Source organism: Streptomyces sp. NPDC048349, from assembly GCF_040651925.1.
GTDB lineage: Bacteria > Actinomycetota > Actinomycetes > Streptomycetales > Streptomycetaceae > Streptomyces.
In genome coordinates, this window is record NZ_JBEZLA010000057.1 from 25,752 (window position 1) to 45,484 (window position 19,733).

The 19,733-nt window shown below is 72.1% G+C and carries 22 protein-coding genes and 1 pseudogene; 17 read left to right on the forward strand and 6 right to left on the reverse strand.

The features are described 5' to 3' along the window. Window positions 1-284: 284 nt before the first annotated feature. Window positions 285-938, reverse strand: a pseudogene (gene cofC, locus AB0D44_RS26740) (2-phospho-L-lactate guanylyltransferase); the annotation flags it as partial. Between the two features lie 190 nt (window positions 939-1,128). Between cofC and AB0D44_RS26745 the strand changes: the two are divergent. The 3 genes from AB0D44_RS26745 to AB0D44_RS26755 are packed head-to-tail and all read left to right on the forward strand — an operon-like array spanning window position 1,129 to window position 4,085. Then, the gene (locus tag AB0D44_RS26745) at window positions 1,129-1,881 is read left to right on the forward strand and encodes a lysophospholipid acyltransferase family protein (RefSeq protein ID WP_362595463.1); all 753 of its coding nucleotides are present in this window, start codon (window positions 1,129-1,131) and stop codon (window positions 1,879-1,881) included. Further along, window positions 1,878-2,888: an NAD(P)H-dependent glycerol-3-phosphate dehydrogenase gene (locus AB0D44_RS26750; protein ID WP_362595465.1), complete on the forward strand. Its 1,011-nt coding sequence runs from the start codon at window positions 1,878-1,880 to the stop codon at window positions 2,886-2,888. The genes AB0D44_RS26745 and AB0D44_RS26750 overlap by 4 nt, the downstream gene beginning before the upstream one ends. Before the next feature lie 39 nt (window positions 2,889-2,927). Then, entirely contained in the window at window positions 2,928-4,085 is a 1,158-nt protein-coding gene (locus AB0D44_RS26755; RefSeq protein WP_362595467.1) for a D-alanine--D-alanine ligase family protein, read from the forward strand. Window positions 4,086-4,202: 117 nt separating this feature from the next. Here the strand turns inward: AB0D44_RS26755 and AB0D44_RS26760 are convergent, their stop codons facing one another. Both AB0D44_RS26760 and AB0D44_RS26765 read right to left on the reverse strand, forming a co-directional pair. Next, window positions 4,203-4,679: a DUF3515 family protein gene (locus tag AB0D44_RS26760; RefSeq protein ID WP_362595469.1), complete on the reverse strand. Its 477-nt coding sequence runs from the start codon at window positions 4,677-4,679 to the stop codon at window positions 4,203-4,205. A gap of 56 nt (window positions 4,680-4,735) precedes the next feature. Next, entirely contained in the window at window positions 4,736-4,969 is a 234-nt protein-coding gene (locus AB0D44_RS26765; RefSeq protein WP_030028650.1) for an Lrp/AsnC ligand binding domain-containing protein, read from the reverse strand. 245 nt (window positions 4,970-5,214) lie between these two features. On the opposite strand from AB0D44_RS26765, the gene AB0D44_RS26770 reads away from it, so the two are divergent. Both AB0D44_RS26770 and thiD read left to right on the forward strand, forming a co-directional pair. Further along, window positions 5,215-6,198: a thiamine-phosphate kinase gene (locus AB0D44_RS26770; protein WP_362595471.1), complete on the forward strand. Its 984-nt coding sequence runs from the start codon at window positions 5,215-5,217 to the stop codon at window positions 6,196-6,198. Continuing rightward, a complete protein-coding gene (gene thiD / locus AB0D44_RS26775; protein WP_362595473.1) occupies window positions 6,195-6,995 on the forward strand; it encodes a bifunctional hydroxymethylpyrimidine kinase/phosphomethylpyrimidine kinase in 801 nt (266 codons plus the stop codon). Before AB0D44_RS26770 ends, thiD begins: the two co-directional genes overlap by 4 nt. A gap of 87 nt (window positions 6,996-7,082) precedes the next feature. Here thiD and rpmB read toward each other — a convergent pair whose 3' ends face one another. Further along, window positions 7,083-7,268: a 50S ribosomal protein L28 gene (gene rpmB / locus AB0D44_RS26780; protein ID WP_007266795.1), complete on the reverse strand. Its 186-nt coding sequence runs from the start codon at window positions 7,266-7,268 to the stop codon at window positions 7,083-7,085. A gap of 241 nt (window positions 7,269-7,509) precedes the next feature. Here rpmB and AB0D44_RS26785 point away from each other — a divergent pair, with 241 nt between their 5' ends. The 9 genes from AB0D44_RS26785 (at window position 7,510) to mutM (ending at window position 16,532) form a co-directional block, all read left to right on the forward strand. Further along, window positions 7,510-9,183 (forward strand): DAK2 domain-containing protein, encoded by a 1,674-nt coding sequence (locus AB0D44_RS26785; protein WP_362595475.1) that lies wholly within the window; start codon window positions 7,510-7,512, stop codon window positions 9,181-9,183. A 26-nt stretch (window positions 9,184-9,209) separates the two neighbouring features. Then, the gene (gene recG / locus AB0D44_RS26790) at window positions 9,210-11,411 is read left to right on the forward strand and encodes an ATP-dependent DNA helicase RecG (RefSeq protein ID WP_362595477.1); all 2,202 of its coding nucleotides are present in this window, start codon (window positions 9,210-9,212) and stop codon (window positions 11,409-11,411) included. Window positions 11,412-11,455: 44 nt separating this feature from the next. Beyond that, the gene (gene rsmD / locus AB0D44_RS26795) at window positions 11,456-12,034 is read left to right on the forward strand and encodes a 16S rRNA (guanine(966)-N(2))-methyltransferase RsmD (RefSeq protein ID WP_362595479.1); all 579 of its coding nucleotides are present in this window, start codon (window positions 11,456-11,458) and stop codon (window positions 12,032-12,034) included. A 14-nt stretch (window positions 12,035-12,048) separates the two neighbouring features. Beyond that, a complete protein-coding gene (coaD, locus tag AB0D44_RS26800; protein ID WP_362595505.1) occupies window positions 12,049-12,528 on the forward strand; it encodes a pantetheine-phosphate adenylyltransferase in 480 nt (159 codons plus the stop codon). A 103-nt stretch (window positions 12,529-12,631) separates the two neighbouring features. Continuing rightward, a complete protein-coding gene (locus tag AB0D44_RS26805; protein ID WP_362595481.1) occupies window positions 12,632-13,690 on the forward strand; it encodes a cell division initiation protein in 1,059 nt (352 codons plus the stop codon). Window positions 13,691-13,801: 111 nt separating this feature from the next. Further along, on the forward strand, window positions 13,802-14,470 hold the full coding sequence (locus tag AB0D44_RS26810; protein WP_362595483.1) for a DUF177 domain-containing protein: 669 nt from the start codon (window positions 13,802-13,804) through the stop codon (window positions 14,468-14,470). Window positions 14,471-14,472: 2 nt separating this feature from the next. Beyond that, the gene (gene rpmF, locus AB0D44_RS26815) at window positions 14,473-14,646 is read left to right on the forward strand and encodes a 50S ribosomal protein L32 (RefSeq protein ID WP_003965982.1); all 174 of its coding nucleotides are present in this window, start codon (window positions 14,473-14,475) and stop codon (window positions 14,644-14,646) included. A gap of 19 nt (window positions 14,647-14,665) precedes the next feature. Beyond that, window positions 14,666-15,502, forward strand: a complete 837-nt coding sequence (gene rnc, locus AB0D44_RS26820) for a ribonuclease III (protein ID WP_362595485.1) — start codon at window positions 14,666-14,668, stop codon at window positions 15,500-15,502. A gap of 136 nt (window positions 15,503-15,638) precedes the next feature. Then, window positions 15,639-16,532 (forward strand): bifunctional DNA-formamidopyrimidine glycosylase/DNA-(apurinic or apyrimidinic site) lyase, encoded by an 894-nt coding sequence (gene mutM, locus AB0D44_RS26825; RefSeq protein WP_362595487.1) that lies wholly within the window; start codon window positions 15,639-15,641, stop codon window positions 16,530-16,532. On the opposite strand, the gene AB0D44_RS26830 is transcribed toward mutM, so the two are convergent. Next, the gene (locus AB0D44_RS26830) at window positions 16,505-16,912 is read right to left on the reverse strand and encodes a helix-turn-helix domain-containing protein (protein ID WP_362595489.1); all 408 of its coding nucleotides are present in this window, start codon (window positions 16,910-16,912) and stop codon (window positions 16,505-16,507) included. The two genes, mutM and AB0D44_RS26830, sit on opposite strands and share 28 nt — an antisense overlap. A 138-nt stretch (window positions 16,913-17,050) precedes the next feature. Here AB0D44_RS26830 and AB0D44_RS26835 point away from each other — a divergent pair, with 138 nt between their 5' ends. Further along, window positions 17,051-17,656 carry a flavodoxin family protein gene (locus AB0D44_RS26835; protein ID WP_362595491.1) on the forward strand — a complete coding sequence of 202 codons (606 nt, stop codon included), beginning with the start codon at window positions 17,051-17,053 and terminating at the stop codon, window positions 17,654-17,656. A 19-nt stretch (window positions 17,657-17,675) separates the two neighbouring features. Here the strand turns inward: AB0D44_RS26835 and AB0D44_RS26840 are convergent, their stop codons facing one another. After that, window positions 17,676-18,581 carry a CAP domain-containing protein gene (locus AB0D44_RS26840; protein WP_362595493.1) on the reverse strand — a complete coding sequence of 302 codons (906 nt, stop codon included), beginning with the start codon at window positions 18,579-18,581 and terminating at the stop codon, window positions 17,676-17,678. 135 nt (window positions 18,582-18,716) lie between these two features. Between AB0D44_RS26840 and AB0D44_RS26845 the strand changes: the two genes are divergently transcribed. Then, window positions 18,717-18,998, forward strand: a complete 282-nt coding sequence (locus AB0D44_RS26845; RefSeq protein WP_362595495.1) for an acylphosphatase — start codon at window positions 18,717-18,719, stop codon at window positions 18,996-18,998. A 348-nt stretch (window positions 18,999-19,346) separates the two neighbouring features. Beyond that, window positions 19,347-19,565 (forward strand): hypothetical protein, encoded by a 219-nt coding sequence (locus AB0D44_RS26850; RefSeq protein ID WP_069922122.1) that lies wholly within the window; start codon window positions 19,347-19,349, stop codon window positions 19,563-19,565. Window positions 19,566-19,733 lie beyond the last annotated feature (168 nt).

The following is a 19,733-nucleotide window of genomic DNA, read 5'->3' on the forward strand; positions in this document are numbered from 1 at the left end:
CCCAACAGAGCGGGCGCCCCCCCCCCCGGGGGGGGGGGGGGCCCCCGGGGGGGCCCCCCCCCCCCCCGCGGTGCGTTCGCTCAGAAGGTCTGCAGCGTGACCAGGGTGATCCGCAGGTCCGGGCCCTCGCCGGCCGTCTCGATCCGGACCCGCTGGCCGGGCCGCAGCAGCCGCAGGCCGCCCGCGTCGAAGGCCGGGGCCTCGAAGGGCACCGGGGTGCCGTCGTCCAGCAGCACACTGCCGCTGCGGGTCTGGGAGTCGTACGTGTACGCGGTCGCCTGCATACCGGCACTGTATCGGGCCGTGTGGGGCCCCACACCGAGGGCGAGCGCGGTCCGCAGGTCCTGCGCCGTGTCCACGTCCCGGCGCACGCTGTCCACGCCCGACAGGGCGATTTCCACCGCTCCCGAAGCCGAATGCCGGGCCCGCGAGCGCCCGCCGAACGCGGGTGCCAATTCCACGTCCGGAGCAGCGGAAAGCAAGGTCGTCCCGATTCCGGCCGCATCCGCCAGAAATGCCCGGGGAAATACCGAGGCCGTTTCGAGCACGCGTAGCAATTCGGGCGGCCGCAGGGCCGGCAGGTCGGCGTTCATCGCGGCCACCGCCGCCCCCGGCCGCCCCGCCCGTATCGCCCGCGCCCCGTGGGCCAGGGCCGCGTTGAGCCCGGCCCCCGGACCGTCCGCGACGATCCGCGCCCCCAGCCGGGCCAGTTCCCCGGAGGCCACCGCGTCGTCCGTGACGACCACCACATCCGCGACTGCCGCGCAGGCCAGCGCCCCTGCCACGGTGTCCTGGGCGAAGGCGAGCGCGAGCCCGGGACGGGAGGCGCCCACCGCGGCCGCGAGACGGCTCTTGGCCGTCGCCAGGGGCTTCAACGGCACCACCAGGCTCCAGACGGCGTTCGTGACCGACCCCTTCCCTCCGGTGCGCTGCGGCACATGTCCAGCCCATGGTCAGGTCATGACCCGGTCATGCGTCGGCCCATTGTCGCCCCCGCCCGGGCAGCCCGGGACTCCGGCCGCGTGAGCGGGGCGTACGGTGTTCTCGACAGAGACCGGGCGTGGGGCGACACTTGTCCGGCCTACGAGGTGCCCAAGCCGCGCACCGGTCCTAGAGGAAGGTGTCCGAGTGTCCCGCCGCAGAATCGGCTTCTGGTACCGCCTGGCTGCGGTCATCGCAAAACCGCCGCTGGTAGTGCTCTTCAAGCGGGACTGGCGGGGAATGGAGCACATTCCGGCCGAGGGCGGCTTTATCACCGCCGTCAATCACAACTCGTATCTGGACCCGCTCTCCTACGCGCACTTCCAGTACAACACCGGCCGGGTACCCCGATTGCTCGCCAAGGCGGCCCTCTTCGACGTCCCGATTGTCGGCGCCATCCTGCGCGGATCGGGGCAGATCCCCGTCTACCGGGAGAGCACCAACGCCCTGGACGCATTCCGGGCCGCGGTGGACGCGATCGACCGCGGCGAATGCGTGGCCTTTTACCCCGAGGGCACGCTCACCCGCGATCCCGACATGTGGCCGATGGCCGGCAAGACCGGCGCCGCCCGCGTCGCGCTGATCACCAAGGCCCCCGTCATTCCGGTGGCCCAGTGGGGCGCGAATCTCGCCATGCCGCCCTACGCCCGGGAGAACAAGGTCCGGCTCTTCCCGCGCAAGACCCTCCAGGTGCTCGCGGGACCGCCCGTCGACCTGTCCGCCTTCTACGACCGGGAACCCACCCCCGACGTGCTCAAGGAGGCCACCGAGGTCATCATGGCGGCCATCACCGCGCTGCTGGAGGAAGTGCGCGGCGAGACCGCGCCCGAGCAGCCGTACGACCATCGCAAGGCCAGGGCGGAACAGCGGCGCAAGGCCGCGGGGGAGGGCAAGAAGTGACACGTCCCGTGAAGGCGGCCGTCTACGGAACCGGCTCCTGGGGAACGGCCTTCGGCATGGTGCTCGCCGACGCCGGCTGCGAGGTGACCCTCTGGGGCCGCCGCCGGGAGCTGGCCGACGCCATCAACACCGGCCGGACCAACCCGGACTACCTGCCGGGGATCGAACTCCCCGAGAACCTCCGCGCCACCACCGACCCGGCCGAGGCCGCCCGCGGCGCCGACTTCACCGTGCTGGCCGTCCCTTCCCAGACCCTGCGCGGCAACCTCGCCGAATGGGCCCCGCTGCTCGCCCCCGACACCGTGCTCGTCTCCCTGATGAAGGGCATCGAACTCGGCACCGCCAAGCGGATGAGCGAGGTCATCGAGGAGGTCGGCAAGGTCCCCGCGGAGCGCGTCGCCGTGGTCACCGGCCCCAACCTGGCCCGCGAGATCGCCGCCCGCCAGCCCGCCGCCTCCGTGGTCGCCTGCGTGGACGAGGCCGTCGCCCAGCGCCTCCAGGCCGCCTGCCACACCCCGCACTTCCGCCCCTACACCAACACCGACGTCGTCGGCTGCGAGCTCGGGGGCGCCGTCAAGAACGTCATCGGCCTCGCCGTGGGCATCGCGGACGGCATGGGCCTGGGCGACAACACCAAGGGCTCGCTCATCACCCGAGGCCTCGCCGAAACGACCCGCCTGGGCCTGGCGATGGGCGCCGACCCGCTCACCTTCTCCGGCCTCGCCGGCCTCGGCGACCTCGTCGCCACCTGCTCCTCGCCGCTCTCCCGGAACCACACCTTCGGCACCAACCTCGGCCGCGGGATGACCCTGGAGGAGACCATCGCGGTCACCAAGCAGACCGCCGAGGGCGTCAAGTCCTGCCAGTCCGTGGCCGATCTGGCCCACCGCCACGGGGTCGACATGCCGATCACCGAGACGGTCGTCGACATCGTCCACCACGGCAAGCCGACCCTCGTGGCGCTCAAGGAACTGATGGGGCGCAGCGCCAAACCGGAACGTCGCTGACTCCTTTCCGGACGTCCGAGCGGGTACCCTCGTGGCGATATGAGCAGCGAGAACCTCCCCCAGACCCCTGAGCAGCAGGGCCGCAAGCCCCGCGTGGCCGTCGTGTTCGGCGGCCGCAGCTCGGAACACGCCATCTCGGTCGTCACGGCGGGCGCGGTCCTGCGCTCCATCGACCGCTCCAAGTACGAGGTGCTGCCCATCGGCATCACCACGGACGGCCGGTGGGCGCTGACCGCCGACGAGCCGTCGCGGATGGCCATCGCCGACCGCAGGCTTCCGAGCGTCGCGGACCTCGCCGACTCCGAGGAGGGCGCCGTCGTGCTCTCGGTCGACCCCGCCAGCCGCGAGGTCGTCTACACCGAGCCCGGCGCCGTCCCCAAGGCCCTGGGCGAGGTCGACGTCGTCTTCCCCGTCCTGCACGGACCGTACGGCGAGGACGGCACCCTCCAGGGCCTCCTGGAGCTGTCGGGGGTCCCGTACGTCGGCTCGGGCGTCCTCGCCTCGGCCGTCGGCCAGGACAAGGACTACATGAAGCGGGTGTTCACCTCCTTCGGGCTGCGCGTCGGCCCGTACGTGACCATCCGCCCCCGCGAGTGGACCGCCGACCGCGACGCCGCCCGCGGCCGCATCCTGGACTTCGCCGCCGAGCACGGCTGGCCGCTGTTCATCAAGCCCGCCCGGGCCGGCTCCTCCATCGGCATCACCAAGGTCGACGACGCCTCCGGCCTGGACGACGCGATCCGCGAGGCCCAGCGCCACGACCCGAAGATCCTCGTGGAGGCGCTGCTGCGCGGCCGCGAGATCGAATGCGGCGTGCTGGAATTCGAGGACGGCCCGCGCGCCAGCGCGCCCGCCGAGATCCCGCCGGTCTCCAGCCACGACTTCTACGACTTCGAGGCGAAGTACATCGACTCCGCCTCCGGGATCGTGCCCGCCCCGCTCACCCCGGAGCAGACCGCCGAGGTGCAGCGGCTCGCGATCGAGGCCTTCGAGGCCGCGTCCTGCGAGGGCCTGGTGCGCGCCGACTTCTTCCTCACCGAGGACGGCGAGTTCGTCATCAACGAGATCAACACGATGCCGGGCTTCACGCCGATCTCCATGTACCCGCGGATGTGGCAGGAGTCGGGCATCGAGTACCCGGAACTCGTCGACCTGCTGATCCAGGCCGCCCTGCGCCGCTCCACCGGGCTGCGCTAGGTCGTCTCTTTCGGATCTTGCCGGCCTGGCCGCACCCGGCTCCGAACCGCCGACCGCCCGCCGGCCGACCCCTTTCCGGGGCCGGCCGGCGGGCGGTCGGTATGAGGGGCTGCTGCCTCAGTACGAGGAGATGCCCTCGGGCACGGTGGCGGCGACGGCCGTGGACAGTCCGACGAGCATGCCCGCGTCCGTGGCATGCCCCTTGTCGACCACGACCTCCGTGTACGCCTTCCGCATCCCCGTGGTGAACCGGAAACCCCCGTCGTCGAGCTCCTCCAGCAGCCAGGCGACCCCGTTCACGTGGACGCCCTCCTGCTTCGGATCGGCCATCGCGCGGGGCTTGGGGATACCGCACCGCAGTACGATCGCCGAGCCGCCCCACGCGGCGGTCAGCTCGGACTCCGGCTCGGTCCCGGTCCGTGCCAGACCGGCCACCGTCTCCGGGAGCTCCTCGTGCAGCGCTGCACAGAGCCCCGCGACCTTGGCCGGCGGCGCGGGCGGCGGTTCCACCCGGGCCCGGGAACCACCCGGGGAGCACGCCGCGAGGCCCGTGAGGGCCAGCACGGCGGGCAGGGCGGACAGGGCCGACGACATGCGGACACGGAGGGGCCGGCGGTGGAGGGACATCACCGGCCAAGAGTAGACGGGGGCTACAGATGGACCACCGGGCAGGTCAGGGTGCGGGTGATCCCCTCCACCTGCTGGACCTTGGCCACCACCATGCGGCCGAGCTCGTCCACGGTGTCGGCCTGGGCGCGCACGATCACGTCGTACGGACCCGTCACGTCCTCGGCCTGGATCACCCCCGGGATCTGGCCGATGGACTCGGCGACGAACGACGCCTTGCCCACCTCGGTCTGGATGAGGATGTACGCCTGTACCACGGAACCTCCAGGGCGGCCACGAGGATCATTTCCCCTAACCTTCGGGTGGGCCCCACACGATCGAAAGGGCCGGGGGAAGAAGGGACGCCACGGTACCGCGTCGCCGTGCGCCGCGGGGAGACCCGCGAGCCCGGCGCCACGCACAGCGGGGCGTACGGAGAGCTGAAGTTGACGTATCTGTTGACGGTACCCAGAGCTGTGACGGCTCGCGACCGCAAGCGGACTGGGCAAGAAGGGGCACAGCGATGAAGGGCACTGTGGGCGAGCTGGGGGAGTTCGGGCTCATTCGTGAGCTCACCTCACGGCTCACCACCACCCCGGCGGTCCGGCTCGGACCGGGCGACGACGCCGCGGTGGTGTCGGCACCCGACCGGCGGGTCGTGGCGAGCACCGACGTCCTGCTCGAGGGCAGGCACTTCAGGCGCGACTGGTCCACCGCCTACGACGTCGGCCGCAAGGCCGCCGCGCAGAACCTCGCCGACATCGCCGCCATGGGCGCGGTGCCGACCGCACTGCTCCTCGGCCTCGTCGTCCCCGCCGAACTCCCGGTCACCTGGCCCACCGAGCTGATGGACGGCATCCGCGACGAGTGCCAGGTCGCGGGCGCGGCCGTGGTCGGCGGGGACGTCGTGCGGGGGGACACCATCACCGTCGCCATCACCGCCCTGGGCGACCTGCGCAACCACGAGCCCGTGCTGCGCTCCGGCGCCCAGCCCGGCGACGTCGTGGCCGTCACCGGCTGGCTGGGGTGGTCGGCCGCCGGATTCGCGGTCCTCTCGCGCGGCTTCCGCTCCCCGCGGGCCTTCGTCGAGGCGCACCGGCGCCCCGAGCCGCCCTACCACGCGGGCCCCGCGGCCGCCGGGCTCGGCGCCACCGCCATGACCGACGTCAGCGACGGCCTGATCGCCGACCTCGGGCACATCGCCGAGGCCAGCAAGGTACGGATCGACCTGCGCTCGGGAGCCGTCGACATCCCGACCCAGATGCACGACATCGGCCAGGCGGTCGGCGTGGACCCGCTGCAGTGGGTGCTCACCGGGGGAGAGGACCACGCCATCGTGGCCACCTTCCCGCCCGACGTGAAGCTCCCGGCCCGCTGGAAGGTCATCGGCGAGGTGCTCAACCGCTCCGCGCTGCCCCAGGTCACCGTGGACGGCGCGCCGTGGACCAGCACCGGCGGCTGGGACCACTTCGGGGCCGACCCGGCCGCCGAGGACGGCGCGCTGTGAGCACCGCCCCGCCGCTGTGCCTGACCGTCGCCGGATCCGACTCCGGCGGCGGCGCCGGCATCCAGGCCGACCTCAAGACCATGCTGGCGCTCGGCGTGCACGGCATGAGCGTGGTGACCGCGGTGACCGCCCAGAACTCGCTCGGGGTACGGGGTGCCTGGGAGCTGCCCGCCGAGGCCGTCACGGCCCAGTACCGGGCCGTCGTGGACGACATCGGCGTACGGGCCGTGAAGACCGGGATGCTCTCCTCCGCCGTCCTCGTGGAGACGGTGGCCGCCCTGCTGGCCGACACCCCCGCCCCGGCGGTCGTGGACCCCGTCGGGGTCTCCAAGCACGGGGACGCGCTGCTCGCCGCCTCGGCGCTGGACGCCGTGCGCAAGGAGCTGCTCCCGCGGGCCGCCGTGGCCACGCCCAACCTCGACGAGGTGGCGCAGCTCACGGGCGTGCTGGTGGAGAGCGAGGACGACATGCGCCGGGCCGCCGACGCGATCCTCGGGTACGGGCCGCGGTGGGCGCTGATCAAGGGCGGGCACCTGGCGGCGCACGGGGACCGGGCCGTCGACCTGCTGACGGACGGCACCGAGGAGCGGTGGCTGCGGGCCCCCCGCCACGACAACCGGCACACCCACGGCACGGGCTGTACCCTCGCCAGCGCCATCGCGGCGGGCCTGGCCAAGGGTCTGGCGGTCCCCGAGGCGGTCACGGCCGCCAAGGAGTACGTCACGGGCGCCATTGCCGCCGGTTTCCCCCTCGGCGGCGGCATCGGCCCGGTGGATCACGCCTGGCAGTGGCGCTGAGTCCGTCCGGACAAGGCAAAAGGCCGGTTCACCAGAGGTGAACCGGCCTTCTTGGCAACCGGAAGGGCTGCGCTACGACGGGAGGCGTCAGCGCGAGACCTTGCCGGCCTTGATGCACGAGGTGCAGGCGTTGAGGCGCTTCGGCGTCCCATTGACCACGGCACGGACGCGCTGGATGTTCGGGTTCCAGCGACGCGAGGTGCGGCGGTGCGAGTGGGAGATGTTGTTGCCGAAGCTCGGCCCCTTGGCGCAAACGTCGCAGTTGGCAGCCACAGGTCACTCCAAAGACTTCAGATGCAATTACAGTGAACCCGGCGCACCGGAATCAGAGGTCTGAAGTGGTTTGCCGGGGGAATGGCCCGACTCTCATCGGGCAACCGGAGCAGCATACAACGACTGCGTCCGTCCAAGAAAACTACCATGACCGCCGCCGCCCCCGCCCCGGAGTCCGGACGCCCGGGCAGTCCTTGGTTACCCTGCGGTGAACCCTGGCCCGCACAAGGAGGAACGCCCGGTGCCGCACGAGCCGCAGCCGCAGCGCCCTGACGAGCTCGACGCCGAAGCGGTGCGCACCTGGAGCTCGCTGGCCCTGGCCGCACTGGGCCGGGCCCGCGAGGACATCGACGCGATCAACGTCTATCCGGTGGCCGACGCGGACACCGGCACCAACCTCTACCTCACCGCCGAATCGGCCGACAGCGCCCTCGGCGAGGCCTTCGGGAAGCCCGCCGCCGATGCCCCGGGCGTGACCGACGCCACGCCGCACACCTCCCTGGCCCGGGCCGTGCGCGCCTACGCGTACGGGGCGCTCGTCGGGGCCCGGGGGAACTCCGGGACCATCCTGGCGCAGCTGCTGCGCGGGGTGGCCGACGTACTCGGCGAGGATCCCGGGGAGCGCGGCCCCGGCCGGCTGCTGGCCCAGGCGCTGACCCGGGCCGCGGAAGAGGCGTACGGGGCCGTCGCGCACCCCGTCGAGGGCACCATGCTCACCGTCGCCGCGGCGGCCGCACGCGCCGCCGAGGAGGCCGGCCGTACGGCCGGCACCGCCGTCGACGTCGCCCGCGCCGCCTACGACGGGGCCCGCGCCGCCCTGGCCGAGACCCCGGGGCAGCTGGCCGCGCTGGGCCGGGCCGGGGTGGTCGACGCCGGGGGCTGCGGACTGGTCGCCGTGCTCGGAGCCCTGTGGCAGGCGCTCTCCGGGCAGGAGCCGGCCCCCGAGCCGGTACGCGGCCGGGCCGTGCCCGTACCGCAGGCCCCGGAGCCCTGCGCGCAGGAGGACGACGGGCCGGCGTACGAGGTGGTCTACCTGCTCGAGGCTTCCGAGGCGGCGGTCGGGGAGCTGCGCGCACGGCTCGACGGGCTCGGCGACTCCCTCGTCGTGGTCGGCGGCGAGGGGCTGTGGAACGTCCACGTCCACGTCGACGACCCGGGCGCGGCGGTGGAGGCCGGGGTCGTCGCGGGCCGGCCCTACCGGATACGCATCACGCACTTCGGCGACGAGCGGCGCCGGGCCAGGGGCGAGCGCGCCCAGCGGGCCGTGGTCGCCGTCGTCCCCGGCGAGGGCCTGGCGGGGCTGTGCGCGGAGGCGGGCGCGACCACGGTGCTCGTGCGCCCCGGGGAGGCCCCGGCCGTCGCCGACCTGGTCGAGGCCATCCGCCGGGCGCACGCCCGCGAGGTGGTCCTGCTGCCGGGCGGCGCCGAGCTGCGGGCGACCGCCACCGCGGCGGCCGAGCGGGCCCGCGCCGACGGCGTGCGCGTGGCGGTGGTCCCCACCCGCTCGGCGGTCCAGGGCCTGGCCGCGCTCGCCGTGCACGATCCGGAGGGCAGCTTCGACGAGGACGTGGTCGCCATGACCGCGGCGGCCGGCGCCACCCGGTACGGGGAACTGGCCGTCGCCGAACGGCAGTCGTTCACCTCGGCCGGGATCTGCCAGGCCGGCGACGTGCTCGGCCTCATCGACGGCGACGTCGCCGTCATCGGATCGAGCCTGACCGAGACCGCCGAGGCCGTCCTGGAGCGGATGCTGGGCTCCGGCGGCGAACTGGTCACCCTGGTGCTGGGGCCGGAGGTGCCGGACACCCTCGCCGAGCACCTGGAAGCCTGCGTCCAGCACGGGCACCTGGCCGTGGACACGGTCACCTACCGCGGCGGACGGTACTCGGCGCCCCTGCTCATCGGGGTGGAATAGCCGGGTTGTCGGCGGCATGGTGTGCAATGGAACACGTGCCCGCGCTCGACGAAGACCTCAAGAAGACGCTCGGTCCCGCCACCGCCAAGGTGCTGGCCGAGCAGCTCGGCCTGCACACGGCCCTGGACCTGCTCCACCACTACCCGCGGCGGTACGCCGAGCGCGGTGAGCTGACCTCGCTGGCCGAGCTCGCCGACCAGATCGACGAGCACGTGACCGTCGTCGCGCAGGTCGCCGACGCCCGGATCCTGACCTTCAACGGGGGCCGCGGCAAACGCCTCGAGGTGACCATCACCGACGGCAACGGCCGGCTCCAGCTGGTCTTCTTCGGAGCGGGCGTGCACAAGCCGCACAAGGACCTGCTGCCCGGCACCCGCGCGATGTTCGCGGGGAAGGTCTCGAAGTTCAACCACAAGCTCCAGCTGGCCCACCCCGCCTACGAGCCCCTCGGCACGGACGCCTCCGACCGGGACGCGGCCACCGCCTTCGCCAACCAGCTCATCCCGATCTACCCGGCCTGCGCCAAGCTGGAGTCCTGGAAGATCGCCAAGTGCGTGGACGCGGTACTGCCCGGCGCCCGGGAGGCCGTGGACCCGCTGCCGCCCGCGCTGCGCGAGGGCCGCGGGCTGGTCCCCCTCACCGAGGCCCTGCTGAAGATCCACCGGCCGGCCACCAAGGCCGACATCGACGACGCCCGCCAGCGCCTGAAGTGGGACGAGGCCTTCGTCCTTCAGGTCGCCCTGGCCCGCCGCCGCCACGCCGACTCCCAGCTCCCGGCCGTGCCCCGCCGCCCCGTCCCCGGCGGCCTGCTCGACTCGTTCGACGCCAAGCTCCCCTTCACCCTCACCGAAGGCCAGCGGGGCGTCTCGAAGGAGATCTTCGACGACCTGGCCGCCGAACACCCCATGCACCGCCTCCTCCAGGGCGAGGTCGGCTCGGGGAAGACGATGGTGGCGCTGCGGGCCATGCTCGCCGTCGTGGACTGCGGGGGCCAGGCCGCGATGCTCGCCCCCACCGAGGTGCTCGCCCAGCAGCACCACCGCTCCATCACCGAGATGATGGGCGACCTGGCCGAGGGAGGCATGCTCGGCGGATCCGACCAGGGCACCAAGGTGGTGCTGCTCACCGGGTCCATGGGGATGCCCGCCCGCCGCCAGGCCCTGCTCGACCTGGTCACCGGCGAGGCCGGGATCGTGATCGGCACGCACGCGCTGATCGAGGACAAGGTGCAGTTCCACGACCTGGGCCTGGTGGTCGTCGACGAACAGCACCGCTTCGGCGTGGAGCAGCGCGACGCGCTCCGCTCCAAGGGGAAGCAGCCCCCGCACCTGCTGGTGATGACGGCGACCCCGATCCCGCGCACCGTCGCCATGACCGTCTTCGGCGACCTGGAGACCTCCGTCCTCGACCAGCTGCCCGCCGGGCGCTCGCCGATCGCCACCCACGTGGTGCCCGCCAAGGACAAGCCGCACTTCCTCAGCCGCGCCTGGGAGCGGGTCCGCGAGGAGGTGGAGAAGGGGCACCAGGCGTATGTGGTGTGCCCCCGGATCGGTGACGAGGAGGAGCCGAAGAAGAAGGCCTCCGCGGCCTCCGCGCAGGACGACGCCGACAAGCGGCCGCCGCTCGCCGTCCTGGACATCGCCGAGCAGCTCACCCGCGGTCCGCTGGCCGGGCTGAGCGTCGAGGTGCTGCACGGGCGGATGGACCCGGCCGACAAGGACGACGTGATGCGACGCTTCGCCGCGGGCGAGGTCAAGGTGCTGGTCGCCACCACCGTCATCGAGGTCGGGGTCAACGTGCCCAACTCCACCGTCATGGTGATCATGGATGCGGACCGGTTCGGCGTCTCCCAGCTCCACCAGCTGCGCGGCCGCGTCGGCCGCGGCTCCGCGCCCGGCCTGTGCCTGCTGGTCAGCGAGATGCACGAGGCGAGCCCCGCCCGGGCCCGGCTGGCCGCCGTCGCAGCCACCCTCGACGGCTTCGAGCTCTCCCGCATCGACCTGGAACAGCGGCGCGAGGGCGACGTGCTGGGCCAGGCCCAGTCCGGTGTGCGCTCCAGCCTGCGGATGCTGGCCGTGATCGAGGACGAGGAGGTCATCGCCCAGGCCCGGGAGGAGGCCACCCGCGTGGTCGCGCAGGACCCCGAGCTGGAGCGGCTGCCGGGGCTGCGCACCGCGCTGGACGCCTTGCTGGACACCGAGCGGGAGCAGTACCTGGAGAAGGGCTGACAATAGGGGGGCCCGCTCTTCCCGCAGACCGAAGGACCTCATCGATGACCCGCGTGATCGCCGGCACCGCCGGCGGGCGACGGCTGGCCGTGCCCCCGGGCACCGGTACCCGGCCGACCTCCGACCGGATGCGCGAAGGCCTCTTCTCCACGTGGGAGTCGCTGCACGGCGTCGCAGCGGCCCGGGTGCTCGACCTCTACGCCGGCTCCGGCGCCGTGGGCCTCGAGGCCCTGTCCCGCGGCGCGGACCACGCCCTGCTGGTCGAGACCGACCCCAAGGCCGCCAAGTCCATCCGGGACAACATCAAGGCGGTGGGCCTGCCCGGCGCCGAATTCCGGTCGGGCAAGGCCGAGCAGGTCATCGCGGCACGGGCGGGCGGGGAACCGTACGACATCGTCTTCCTGGACCCCCCCTACGCGGTCGGCCACGACGATCTTCGCGAGATCCTGCTCACACTCCGGTCCAATGGCTGGCTCGCGGACGATGCGCTCGTCACCGTGGAACGCAGCACCAGGAGCGGTGCCTTCCCGTGGCCCGAGGGCTTCGAGCCGCTCCGGTCCCGGAAGTACGGCGAGGGCACCCTTTGGTACGGTCGCGCCGCCTTCACCAGCGAAGACTCATGAACGAGGGAGTTCAGTTGCGCCGCGCCGTCTGTCCGGGATCCTTCGATCCCATCCACAACGGACACCTCGACATCATCGGACGCGCCTCCCGGCTGTACGACGTGGTCTACGTCGCCGTGGGGATCAACGAGTCGAAGCAGGGCCTGTTCACCGTCGAGGAGCGGATGGAGCTGATCCGCGAGGCCACGGCCGACTACGGGAACGTCCAGGTCGAGTCCTTCCACGGGCTGCTGGTCGACTTCTGCAAGCAGCGGGACATCCCGGCCATCGTCAAGGGCCTGCGCGCGGTCAGCGACTTCGACTACGAGCTCCAGATGGCCCAGATGAACCTGGGTCTGTCGGGCGTCGAGACGCTGTTCGTCCCGACCATCCCCACCTACAGCTTCCTGTCGTCCTCCCTGGTCAAGGAGGTCGCGGCGTGGGGCGGCGACGTCGCCCACCTGCTTCCGGCGCACGTGCACGCGGCGCTGCTGGAGCGCCTGCGCAACCGCTGAGGACCTGAGGGACCGTCAGTCAGTGTCGGGGGGCCGCCCGCTGGCCTTACAGTCGTGGCGTCCGACTCGGGAACCGCCCGAGGCCGAGAGAGTGCGAGCCCCCATGGACGTGCAGAAGAAGCTCGACGAGATCGTCGCGGCCGTCGGCGGCGCCCGGTCCATGCCCATGTCGGCCTCCTGCGTGATCAACCGGGCCGAGCTCCTCGCCCAGCTCGAAGAGGTCCGCCAGGCGCTCCCCGGCTCGCTCGCACAGGCGCAGGAGCTCATCGGCGGCCGGGAGCAGATGGTCGAGGAAGCGCGCCGGGAGGCGGAGCGGATCATCGAGTCCGCCCACAGCCAGCGCGGCTCGCTGATCTCCGACACCGAGATCGCACGGCGCTCCCGGGCCGAGGCGGACCGGATCCTGGAGGAGGCCCGCCGGGAGGCCGAGGAGATCCGGGCCGAGGCCGATGACTACGTCGACAGCAAGCTCGCCAACTTCGAGGTCGTCCTCACCAAGACCATCGGCTCCGTGGACCGCGGCCGGGAGAAGCTGCTGGGCCGGGGTCCGGGTCTGGACGAGCACGGGTACCCGGACGAGGAGGCGCCCGAGCGCAGCCATGATCCGCAGACGCAGCGCCAGCAGGCGGACGCGTACGTGGACACCAAGCTGGCGACCTTCGAGGCGGTCCTCTCCAAGACCCTGGAGGCCGTCGGCCGCGGCCGGCAGAAGCTGCTGGGCCGGGTGCCCACCGACGAGCTCGGCGCGCACGTGGCCGCCCAGGACGCGGCGGGCCTGCAGCAGTCCCGCTCGGCGAGCGACGCCGACTTCCTCGCCGGCCTGGCCGAGCCCCAGCCGGTGCACGCGCCGATCCCGGCGCAGCCCGAGCCCGTGTACGACAGCTACGGCTACCAGCAACAGCCCCAGCAGCAGGACGGCTACGCCTACCCGGCCCCCCAGGACCCCTATGCCGGCTACCAGCAGCAGCCCGACCCGTACGCGGGCTACCAGCAGCAGCCGGACCCGTACGCCGGGGCGAGCACCGGCTCCACCGGAGCGGCTTACGCCGCGCACTACGACGCGGAGCCCCAGGCGCAGCAGCCGTCGCTCGACGAGACCAGTTTCTTCGACACGAGCATGATCAACCTGGATCAGCTGCGCCAGTACGAGCAGGGGCGCTAGCCCAGGATTGGGCGCAGAGCGCACTGCCGGGTATCCTGGCTGTTCGGTCGCGCGTATGCACCGCGATCCATGCTGCCCGTGTGCGGGCGGAACCTCGATCTTCAGCGATCTGTGAAAGCAGGAACGGCCCTGAACACCCGCCTCGACCACCGCAACCCCCTCGTGTTCGACACGCACGAGCTGGGTCGGCGTCCTGGTGCCATGCAGCGGCTGTCCCGTGAGATCGCGGCCCCGGCGGACCTCGGTCTCGCCGGAGTCATCGGAGTGCCGGAAGGCGCCCCGCTGAAGCTCAACCTCCGCCTGGAGTCGGTCATGGAAGGGGTGCTTGTCACAGGCACCGTCCGTGCATCGGCGACCGGGGAGTGCGTAAGGTGTCTGGAGTCCGTCGAGCGCGAGCTCAAGGCGGATTTCCAGGAGATGTTCTCGTACCCTGACGCCGACGACCGGGGCCGCTCCAAGGCGGAGCCGGCCGACGACGCCGAGGACGACGAGGACACGCTCTTCCTCGAGGACGGCTTGTTCGACCTCGAACCCGTGCTGCGTGACGCGGTGGTGCTCGCACTGCCGATGCAGCCGGTGTGCCGGGAGGACTGTCTCGGACTGTGCCCCGATTGCGGGCTCAGCCTGAACGACGACCCGGACCACCACCATGACGCCGTCGACATCCGTTGGGCGGCACTGCAAGGACTCGTCGTGACCGATCAGGACGACGAGAAGGACAACATGAGCGGCACTGCGTCTGACGGAGTTCAGAGCGCCGCCGAGAAGCAGGAGAAGTAGCCGTGGCTGTTCCGAAGCGGAAGATGTCGCGCAGCAACACGCGCCACCGCCGGTCGCAGTGGAAGGCTGCGGTCCCCACCCTGGTTTCGTGCGAGCGTTGCCAGGAGCCGAAGCTCCAGCACATTGCGTGCCCGAGCTGCGGCACCTACAACAAGCGCCAGGTCCTCGAGGTCTGAGCGGCTGGTGAGAGGCGCAATGTCTGAGCTGTCCAACGCTGAGAAGCAGGCAGACAGTAGCAACGCGGCCTCGTCCCACAAGCTTCTGGAAGGGCGGCTCGGGTATCGACTCGAGTCCGCCCTTCTGGTGCGTGCACTGACCCACCGCTCGTACGCGTACGAGAACGGCGGTCTGCCCACCAACGAGCGGCTGGAGTTCCTCGGGGACTCCGTGCTGGGCCTGGTGGTCACGGACACGCTGTACACGACCCACCCGGATCTCCCCGAAGGCCAGCTGGCCAAGCTTCGGGCCGCGGTGGTCAACTCGCGTGCACTGGCGGAGGTCGGGCGTGGCCTCGAACTCGGCTCCTTCATCCGGCTCGGCCGGGGCGAAGAGGGCACGGGCGGCCGGGACAAGGCCTCCATCCTCGCCGACACCCTCGAAGCGGTGATCGGCGCGGTCTACCTGGACCAGGGCCTCGACGCGGCCTCGGAGCTGGTTCACCGGCTCTTCGACCCGCTCATCGAGAAGTCCTCGAACCTCGGAGCCGGCCTGGACTGGAAGACCAGTCTCCAGGAGCTCACGGCGGCCGAAGGTCTTGGCGTACCGGAATACCTGGTCACCGAGACCGGCCCGGACCACGAGAAGACCTTCACTGCTGCTGCCCGCGTCGGTGGTGTCTCGTACGGCACCGGCACCGGCCGCAGCAAGAAGGAAGCGGAACAGCAGGCGGCGGAGTCCGCCTGGCGCGGTATCCGTACCGCGGCGGACGAGCGGATCGCGGCTGCCGCCGCGGCCGGTGCGGACGCCGAAGCCGGTGCTGCGGCCGAGGAGGGCGGGGCGCCGACGCCCGCCGACCCGACGCCCAGCGCCTGACCCTTCCTTCAGGGCTTCCCCGCCCCGCCCCCTGCCCCGGCAGGAGGCGGGGCGGTCCCGTTTCCGGGGCCCGGTGAGGGGGCCGGTAGGCTCGGCGGCAGAGCGCCACAACCGCATCGCCACCGGAGGAGAGACCGTGCCCGAGCTGCCCGAGGTCGAGGTCGTGCGACGGGGCCTCGCGCGCTGGGTGGCCGGGCGGACCGTCGAGGCCGTCGAGGTCCTGCACCCGCGCGCGGTACGGCGCCACGCGGCCGGCGGGGCCGACTTCGCGGCCCGCCTGCGCGGGGAGACCATCGGGGTGCCGCAGCGGCGCGGGAAGTACCTGTGGCTGCCGCTGGAAGGGCGGGAGCTGTCCGTCCTGGGGCATCTGGGGATGAGCGGGCAGCTGCTCGTGCAGCCCGAGGACGCCCCCGACGAGAAGCACCTGCGGATCCGGGTGCGGTTCACGGATTCCGGCAGCGGCTCCGCCGCGGGCGCCCCCGGAACGGAACTGCGCTTCGTGGACCAGCGGACCTTCGGCGGGCTCTCCCTGCACGAGGTCGCGGGCGGCAGCACCGACGGGCTGCCCGACGTCATCGCGCACATCGCGCGCGACCCCCTGGACCCGTTGTTCGACGAGGACGCCTACCACGTGGCGCTGCGCGGCCGGCGGACCACCATCAAGCGGGCGCTGCTGGACCAGTCCCTGATCAGCGGGGTCGGCAACATCTACGCGGACGAGGCGCTGTGGCGCGCCAAGCTGCACTACGAGCGCCCCACGGCCACCCTCGCGCGCCCCCGGAGCGCGGAACTCCTCGGCCACGTCCGGGACGTCATGAACGCGGCCCTCGCGGTCGGCGGCACCAGCTTCGACAGCCTGTACGTCAACGTGAACGGCGAATCGGGCTACTTCGACCGGTCGCTCGACGCCTACGGGCGCGAGGACGAGCCCTGCCGGCGCTGCGGGACCCCGATGCGGCGCCGGCCGTGGATGAACCGGTCGAGCTACTTCTGCCCGCGCTGTCAGCGGGCTCCGCGCGTGTCGTCGTAGGTCTGCCGGGCCGTCAGCACCTGCGGCATGCTCGCCTCCAGGAAGTGGATGAGGGAGAGCAGGCGGTCGGCCACCTCGACGCCGAGGGCGGTCAGCTCGTAGTCGACGCGCGGCGGGTTCGTGGGCTGCGCCTCGCGGTTGACGATGCCGTCGCGCTCCAGCGCGTGCAGCGTCTGGGAGAGCATCTTCTCGCTCACGCCGTCCACGCGGCGGCGCAGCTCGTTGAAGCGGCAGGGGCCCTCGCGCAGCGCGCCCACGGTGAGGCTGCCCCAGCGGCCGGTGACGTGCTCCAGGGTTTCCCGGGACGGGCACGCGCGCGCAAACGCATCGAACGGGAGTTCGGGTGCTGCTGTTTCGGTGCCGACGGAGGGTGTGTCCATGGAGAGAGCGTACCTCCGTGCAGCGCTAACCAGGGGGTTGCGCTTTCTGAAAGTTAGTGCTTTTCTTCTTCTCGTCGCAGCCTTTCCCCCGTTACGGCGTCCGCCGCGGAGACGGGGATTCCCCGAGGAGAGATCGTCTTGTCCGGTACCACGCACACCCCCGTCGTCTCGATCGCCTACCACTCCGGCTACGGCCACACCGCCGTCGTCGCCGAGGCGGTCCGCACCGGCGCCGCCGAGGCGGGCGCCACGGTCCACCTCGTCAAGGTCGACGAGATCGACGACGCGCAGTGGGCGCTGCTCGACGCCTCCGACGCGATCGTCTTCGGCTCCCCCACCTACATGGGCACCGCTTCCGGCGCCTTCCACGCCTTCGCCGAGGCCAGCTCCAAGCGCTGGTTCGGCGACGCCTGGCAGGACAAGGTGGCGGCCGGCTTCACCAACTCGGCCTCCAAGAGCGGCGACAAGCTGCACACCCTGCAGTTCTTCCAGATCCTGGCCGCGCAGCACGGCATGAGCTGGGTCAACCTGGGCCTGAAGCCGGGCTGGAACTCCAGCACCGCCTCGGAGAACGACCTCAACCGGCTCGGCTTCTTCTCCGGCGCCGCCGCCCAGACCAACTCCGACGAGGGTGCGGACGCGGTGCACAAGGCCGACATCGCGACCGCCGAGCACCTGGGCCGGCGCGTCGCCGAGCACACCCGCGTCGTCGTTGCGGGCCGCGCGGCGCTGGCCGCGCTCTGAGTCCGAGGGGCGTGAGGGCCTAGAAGCCGAAGTCCTGGGTCCACCAGGGGCCGCCGGCGGCGAAGTGGGCGCCGACGCCCAGGGTGCGGAACTCGCAGTTGAGGATGTTGGCCTTGTGGCCCGGGCTGTTCATCCAGGCCTTCATCACGGCCTCGGCGTCGCCCTGGCCACGGGCTATGTTCTCGCCGCCGAGGCCGGAGATGCCGGCCTCGGTGGCGCGGTCCCACGGGCTGTTGCCGTCCGGGTCGGTGTGGCTGAAGAACCCGCGGGCGGCCATGTCCTGGCTGAACGCGCCCGCGAGCGCGGCGAGCGGCGGGTTCGCCCTGACCGGGCCGCACCCGGCCTGCGCACGCTCCTGGTTCACCAGGGCCACCACGGCGGACTCCTCGGCGGAGTGGCCGTCGAGGGGCGGCCGGGTCGTCGGCGCCTGGGTCGACGGCTCCGGGGGCACCGGCACGGGCTTGGCCGGGGCCTTCGTGGACGGCGCGGCCGACGGCGAGGCGCTCGACGGGGCCGGCGCCGGTGCCGAGGTCGTGGCGGGGGCCGAGGGCGACGGGGAGGCCGACGCGGACGGGCTCGGCGAGGCGGAGGGGCTCGGTGAGGCGGACGGGGAAGGGGAGGCCGACGGTTCGGCGGAGGGGGCGGCCGTGGGGGCGCGGCCGGACAGGTTGGCGAGGCCCCCCTGCTGGGCCACGGAGCTGTCGTCGGGGCTCGGCGAGGCCTTCGCGACGGTCTGCGCCTGGTCGGCGGAGCCCGAACCGGAGACCCCCACATAGGGGAAGGAGCCGCCGACCGGGACCATGCCGGTGGTGACGGCCGCCGTACCGAGGGCCACGGCCACCGAGACGCCCAGCAGGCCGGTGCGCAGGGCGGGGCCGCGCTTGCCGCCGCGGCGCGGTGCGGCGTGGAGTCCGTGGCGTCCCATCGGCGTCGTGCCTTCCTTACCGGGTCAAGATCGTCCAATACACCCAAACGGGTGAGTTCATTGGTGCGCGACTGTACGCCATGGGGCCAGGGGGGCGATGTGCCCGGAAAGTCTTTGCCCGGTTAGCGTTCACGCATGAATGAAGATGTCCGCCTGATCGCCTGGGTGCGCGGCCGTGTGCAGGGAGTGGGCTTCCGCTGGTTCACCAGGGAGAACGCCCTGGAGATCGGCAGGGTCGTCGGCTTCGCGCTCAATCTCGACGACGGGCGAGTGCAGGTGGTGGCGGAAGGTCAACGTGAGAATTGCCACCGGCTGCTCGACTGGCTGCGCTCGGCCGACACGCCCGGCGAGGTGGTCGGGGTGACGGAGATCTGGGGCACACCGCGCGGCGGCTACGAGGGCTTCGCGATCCGCTGAGTTCCCGGCTGATCATGTACTGATCACACTCCGAACCCGCGCGCACACGGTCGGATCTGCGCATTCTCCGCCGACACGTTGCCGAGCGGGACGATCCGTGGAAGGCTCGGAGATGAGGATGATCTCCACGCCCCTTGCGGGGCCCGGGCTGCCCGCCGATACGGGGCGTGATCGTGTTGACCGTCAAACTTTTTGGTGAGACGCTGGAAGCCCCGCGCACCTGAGCTGTTTGGCAGTGTTGGCAGTAGTAAGCGCAGTGACTGACAGTCGCTGCCGGACACCGCGGGTGCGATTCCCTCACGACCCACACCGCTTCGGTCGGTCACTCAGTGTGGAGGACCATCCATCATGGCAAAGGCGCTTCTCGGTTACGTCGGCGGTTCCGACCCGCGACTCCTCGCCGAGATGCGACGGCTTCAGCAGCGCGTCCAGGACCTCGAGTCCGAGCTCGTACGGATTCAGTCCGAAAACGACGCACTCAACGCGGCCGCCGCTCAGCACGACGGAGACTCGCTGCTCGACAGCATCGAGATCGACGTACCCCAGGCGGAGCCTGCGCTCACCTGATCCGCGCTCACATCGTCGCTCGACTCCGGCCCCGGCATGATCTGCAAGGGCACCGCATGATCTGCAAGGGACGCTCCGGCGTCCCTTCTTTCTTGGCATGTGCCGGGCCCCGGCCCCCGGACGCCCCGGCACGGGGCCGGCCGGGGTACCCGCAACGGCTGTGACGTC

Bases quoted from the DNA above. Each gene is read 5' to 3' on its own strand.
- AB0D44_RS26755 (WP_362595467.1), top strand. From the start codon at position 2,928: ATGAGCAGCGAGAACCTCCCCCAGACCCCTGAGCAGCAGGGCCGCAAG.
- AB0D44_RS26760 (WP_362595469.1), bottom strand. From the start codon at position 4,679: ATGTCGTCGGCCCTGTCCGCCCTGCCCGCCGTGCTGGCCCTCACGGGC.
- AB0D44_RS26770 (WP_362595471.1), top strand. From the start codon at position 5,215: ATGAAGGGCACTGTGGGCGAGCTGGGGGAGTTCGGGCTCATTCGTGAG.
- recG (WP_362595477.1), top strand. From the start codon at position 9,210: ATGGAACACGTGCCCGCGCTCGACGAAGACCTCAAGAAGACGCTCGGT.
- rsmD (WP_362595479.1), top strand. From the start codon at position 11,456: ATGACCCGCGTGATCGCCGGCACCGCCGGCGGGCGACGGCTGGCCGTG.
- AB0D44_RS26805 (WP_362595481.1), top strand. From the start codon at position 12,632: ATGGACGTGCAGAAGAAGCTCGACGAGATCGTCGCGGCCGTCGGCGGC.
- rnc (WP_362595485.1), top strand. From the start codon at position 14,666: ATGTCTGAGCTGTCCAACGCTGAGAAGCAGGCAGACAGTAGCAACGCG.
- AB0D44_RS26830 (WP_362595489.1), bottom strand. From the start codon at position 16,912: ATGGACACACCCTCCGTCGGCACCGAAACAGCAGCACCCGAACTCCCG.
- AB0D44_RS26840 (WP_362595493.1), bottom strand. From the start codon at position 18,581: ATGGGACGCCACGGACTCCACGCCGCACCGCGCCGCGGCGGCAAGCGC.
- AB0D44_RS26845 (WP_362595495.1), top strand. From the start codon at position 18,717: ATGAATGAAGATGTCCGCCTGATCGCCTGGGTGCGCGGCCGTGTGCAG.
- AB0D44_RS26850 (WP_069922122.1), top strand. From the start codon at position 19,347: ATGGCAAAGGCGCTTCTCGGTTACGTCGGCGGTTCCGACCCGCGACTC.